Below are 3,761 nucleotides of genomic sequence, written 5' to 3'. Positions count from 1 at the left end.
CCGGCGCCGCCCCCACGTCGACGAAATTCACAGTACCGCCGGGCTTCTCAGCGGCGGCGCCTTTGTCGTCGGCCCATTCCAGCTTCACCTCGCCAGGATCGAACCGGCCGGCCGCCGAAACCACCAGCAGCAGCCCGGCCTGGTCGCGGGACGGCAGCCGGTACCACGCCGAGCGCAGCACCGCAGGGACTTGCACACCGGATCGCCAGCTGCCGAACACCGGTGTGCGGGCCGGGTCCAGGTTGTAGGGCAGCCGGGCGCGGGACCCGTTGATCCCCGGCGCGGCCGTGGTACCGCCTTCGGTACCGGCCTCGCTGCTGGTGATCAACCCGTCGTCGTTCAAGAAACTGCGGTCGCCGGGGCGTTCCATCACCGGGTCGGCGGAGACGTCGGCGGGGATGCCGTTGGGGTCGAAGCCTTCGGCGTAGCCCCCGCCGAGCGCGTCTTTCACCGGCATCCCGATCGGGCGCAGCATGCCGGCATTGGGATCTTGTTCGACGAGCACGTCGTTGGCCAGCCCGCAGGTTCTGCCCGTCAGAGCCTGCAGGTTGGAGCGGCCCACCGACCAGGCCGGGTACTGCTCGGTCATCCCCAGCGTCAGCGACGTCACCTCGAAGAAGACCAGCAGCCACGCGGCAATACCCAACGGGGACTGGGTGATTCGAGCGAACCGCGAACGGGGTTCACCGCCGGAGCCGTTGTTGACGAAGTGGAACCACGCCGCCACCAACAGCACCAGCACCGTCAGCCCAAGCAGCGCGGTGGTGAAGCCGAACTTCCACTCCGGGAACGCATTCGACCACGGCACACCGAAATTCGAGACATACCACCAGCCGTTGACGCTGGCGAACGACAGCGCCATCACGAACAGCACCAGAGCGGCGAACATGGTGCGGTTGCGTCGCGAGCGCATCGCCGTGGCCGTCACCGCGACAGCGGCCAGCGCGCCCAGCGAACCGGCCAGCCCGGCGAACACCCCGAAGTGGTGCGTCCACTTGGTCGGCGTGAACATCATCGCGATGAACGAGATGATCGTGATGCCGACGATGCGCCGGCTGGGCCCGGCCGCAGTGCCGGGAATTCTGCCCTTGCGCAACGCCATTGCCACCGACACCGCGAGCGCGACGAGCAACGCCAGTACGGCGAAGCGGCGGGCCACCGACCCGTCCGGGCTGGCCATGAACAGCCGCTCGTAGCGGATGTGCTCGTCGAACCAGCTCAAGCTGGGCCCGACCGCACGCTTGAGCATGTTGGCCTGCAGCTCGCCGGCGAAGGTCTGGTCCCGGAAGATCAGGATCGTCGTCACGGTGACCGCGGCCAGGATCGGAGCCATCAGCGGCAACAGCCCGAACTGTTTGGTACGGCGGTGCAGGATTGTGCGCAGCGGCCCGATCGCCACCAGCAGCGCCCCGATCGAGGCGATCCCGGTGGGGCCGGAGAACAGGGTCAGCGCGCCGAGGATGCAGGCGATCGCGACCGGCAGCAGCCGGCTGGTGGCTACCGCCCGCTCGACCGAACACCAGGTCAACAGGATGCCCAGCGCGATGATCGGCTCGGGCCGCAACCCGTTGTTCAGCGGCAGCCAGAACGCCAGGAACATGCCCGCCGCCGTCCACGCCGCGGCGCGGCTCTGCTTGACCGCGTGGCCCAGCCTCGGGATCACTTCCCGGCTGATCACCCACCAGCACGTGAGCGCCATCAGCAGGGTCGGCAGCCGCATCCAGATGCTGGCCGTGGTGACGTGCGCCCACAGCGCCAGCAGGTCGTAGTACCAGCCGAACGGCGCCTCCGGGGTGCCGAACCAGCGGTAGTAGTTCGCCATGTAGCCGGCGTGTTCGGACACCCGGGCCATGGTCAGGATGTAGCCGTCGTCGGCGGTGTTGGCGCCGACGACTTGCCACCACACCAGCACCGCCGTGACCAGCACGTCCAGGCCGCTGACCGACCACCATCGGGCGGGCAGGAAGCGGCGGTGCCTGATCCCGTCGGCGCGGTCGAGGATGTGCAGCGCGACCAGCGCGGTGAAGGTCAGCGCCACCCCGAGGATCATCGCGGCCATCTTGAGCGGCGTGGGGGCGCTGCTGTAGCGGGTGTCGATGGTCGCCGACAGCTGCAGGCCCGGCGGCGCCGGCCCGGACAGGTCGGTGAAGACGCCGACGATTTGCGGCCGGAAGTCGTAACCGCCCCGCTCGCCGCGCAGCGGTGTGCCCGGGTGATCGGCGTGCGGGCCTTGTCGTAGCCCGACGAATTCGCCGGTGACCTTGTCGGCGTGGGCGGTGAAGGTCAGCCGCTGGCAGGCCGGGCCGAGGACCTCGCTGAGCGGCGCCACCACCACCGGGGTGTTACGCACGACCACAACCAGGTCGTCGTTGGCGCGTTCGATGAGCAGTCCGCGGTCGACGGCCTTGGGCGCTTGCTTGGGCACCGTGGACAGCAACACCGTCTTGCTGCCGGCCAGCCCGGCGGCGGCCTGGCACGGGACGGTGATGTTCAGATCCGTGGCGACGTAGCCGATCAGCGGCGCCTCGACGCTGTGGAACACCCCGTTTTGCGGCCAGTTCAGCTGGGCGGTGGTCTGTTTGACCGGCAAGAACGGGGTCAGGATCGCCAGGCCCGCTCCGAGCAGGCCGGCGACGACGGCGACCAGCCGGGCCGCCCGGAAGTTTCGGGTGCTCCGGCCGACCCGGGTGGTTGCGTCTTCCCGGGTGGTCCGGTAGTTCGCGCCCGTGACGGTCACGGAGCTAGATGGTAGTGGCCCGACCTGTGTCGATTCCGTTGCCATCAGCGGCTGGGCTCCTGGCGGATGGCCAGCACGAACGGGCCGACGCTGGTGACGGCGAACCGGGGGTCGGCGAACAGGGCGGCTTTGAGGTCGACGGTGTAGCGGCGGACGTTGGGCTGGTTGGGGTAGACGTCCTCGGCCAGCCGCAGCGTGTAGGTGTCGTTGGCGCCGCGACGCATCAAGAACACCGTGGGCGGCGCCCAGGGCAGTGTGTCGAGCGCGTGGATGAACTGCTCGGCGCTTTTGAGCTTGGACCAGCTCTTGATGGCAGCGGCGCGCCTGTCGAACTGCGCCAGCGGGTTGGCGTAGTGCGACGTCAGCCCCTGAAAGCCCCAGTAGGGGTAGTAGGACAGGAAGCTGTAGTCGGCTGTCAGCACCACGGTTTGGTCGCGCGGCTGGCCTGTGGTCTGGGTGATCACCGCGTCGATGGCCGGGTAGTACTTCTCGGCACCGGGTGGGCGGCTGTCGCCGCGGTGGCCGTAGCCGTCGGTGTCGGTGTAGGCGACTGCGAGATCCGATCGCAGCACCTCGGGGATGTTCTGGCTGAATCCGATCGCGCCGACCAACCCGATCGCAGTGGCCACGGGGACCACGCTGCGGCCCCAGGCGCGATCGCGCCCACGTCTAACCAGGGCGTGCGTGACCTCGATGAAACCGAAGGTGCCGGCCGTGGCCAGCAGCACGGTCAGCGTCGGCTGCAGCCGGAACGACAGCAGCGTGGTTTTTGCCAGCGTGGTCAGCATCGACAGCAGCGACCACAGGTAGACGGCGAGCACCCCGATCGCCAGCCCGGCCGCCCGCACCGATGTCCGCATCCTGACCAGCAGCCACAGCGTGCCGAGCATGCACAGCGCGCCGAGCAACGTGAACTGCAGCATCGGGAAGGTCAGCTCGGCGCCGTCGGCGGGCAGGTAGTGCCAGGCGCTGCCGGTGTTGCTGACCGCGTCACGGGATGCCCGCAGCAGAAACGGTGTCCACG

The 3,761-nt window shown here is 69.0% G+C and carries 1 protein-coding gene and 1 pseudogene (1 of these 2 running past the window's edge); both read right to left on the bottom strand.

Going from position 1 to position 3,761, the window contains the following annotated elements:
* A pseudogene (locus tag ACFE99_RS22610) lies at positions 1-2,782 on the bottom strand (arabinosyltransferase domain-containing protein); it reaches 526 nt to the left of the window's first position.
* A partial coding sequence (locus ACFE99_RS22605) for an arabinofuranosyltransferase (protein WP_375488760.1) occupies positions 2,782-3,761 on the bottom strand: 980 nt, incomplete at its 5' end. The pseudogene ACFE99_RS22610 and the gene ACFE99_RS22605, both read right to left, overlap by 1 nt.

The organism is uncultured Mycobacterium sp., from assembly GCF_964249325.1.
Lineage (GTDB): Bacteria > Actinomycetota > Actinomycetes > Mycobacteriales > Mycobacteriaceae > Mycobacterium.
The sequence above is the reverse complement of the archived record's forward strand: the minus strand, read 5'-3'. Positions and strand labels throughout refer to the sequence as shown.